The following is a 1,147-nucleotide window of genomic DNA, read 5'->3' as shown; positions in this document are numbered from 1 at the left end:
CCATCATCTTGATGGTGTCCATCGGCGTTCACATCAACGAGATCATCACCGGCCTTGTCGGCGTCTTCTTGATCGGCGCAGCGTTCATCAGCAGCGTCCTGCGAAACAAGAAGCTCGAAAAGGAAAATCCGAAACTCGACGAGAGCACTCCCGCCACCGTCTGAGTTTGATTAGTACAAACGCCCGCGACCTTTTCGGTCGCGGGCGTTTTGCGTTGTTTTACCAACTTGTCCACATTTGATTGTTCCTATTTGCACGCAACCAGCGCGTAGATGTCACATCCCGCCATCTTCGACGCGGTTGGGTGCAATCAGGAACGTGTGATCGCGAGGATCTCTAGCCGCGCACCGATTGTGCCGTCGCGCGCCTTATTGCGTCTGCGACGGCACAATCCCCGTGCGAACTCAGAGCGTCGTCAGCCCTGCTCGCGCAACGGCACCGGCAAACAATGCAGTCACTGCAGCACCCATTGCCGCCTGATCCACTTCTTCCGGGTCAACGGAATGTTCGAGGACCAGTCCGGAGATCAAGGCCATCAAGGAGATTGCGGTGGTGCGTACGTCAAAGGAGTTGTCGACGCCCCACTCGCGGGCTCGTTCACCGATCAACTCGACCAATTGACCACGCAAGTGCCGACGCTCACGGAGGTACGCCTGGGCGATCTGCGGATCACGTCCGGCGAGAACTCCGAACTCGAGGACGAGCAGTGACCACCCCGGATCGTCGACCATAGATGCTGCGATGGCTTCGCCGCCCTTACCCGCAGCGTCGGATGGACCCATCCCGGCGATCTCGCCGAGCACACGTCCGGCAAGTTCAAGGGATCGCTGGGCGAAGAGTTCGGCAAACAGGTCCTGTTTGGATTCGAAATTGGAGTAGACGGCGCCCTTGGTGAAGCCTGCGCGCCGGGCAACTTCGGTGAGACGTGCAGCACTGAATCCCTGCTCCGCAAATTCTTCCGCTGCAGCGTCGAGCAGTCTTTGCCGCACTACGTCACGTCCGGGGCGGGTTGCCGGCACGAAGTCCGGTTGACGGGAATCGGTCACGATACCTAGAGTATTCAATACCTCGGGTATTGACAAGCTCTTTACGTTCGACAAGATCAGGACTCATCGTGACCACTACACTTCCGGCACCGAACACAGCC

The 1,147-nt window shown here is 58.4% G+C and carries 2 protein-coding genes; one reads left to right on the top strand and one right to left on the bottom strand.

The window, feature by feature from the left end:
- A partial coding sequence (locus QM600_RS29415) for a DUF475 domain-containing protein (RefSeq protein ID WP_283265305.1) occupies positions 1–164 on the top strand: 164 nt, incomplete at its 5' end.
- Between the two features lie 240 nt (positions 165–404).
- Here QM600_RS29415 and QM600_RS29410 read toward each other — a convergent pair.
- Complete coding sequence (locus QM600_RS29410; protein WP_283265304.1) at positions 405–1,046, bottom strand: TetR/AcrR family transcriptional regulator; 642 nt, start codon at positions 1,044–1,046, stop codon at positions 405–407.
- Positions 1,047–1,147: the final 101 nt, after the last annotated feature.

Source organism: Rhodococcus sp. IEGM 1379, assembly GCF_030056815.1.
In the GTDB taxonomy this organism is placed as follows: domain Bacteria; phylum Actinomycetota; class Actinomycetes; order Mycobacteriales; family Mycobacteriaceae; genus Rhodococcus_F.
This window is presented reverse-complemented; position numbering and strand designations above follow the sequence as displayed.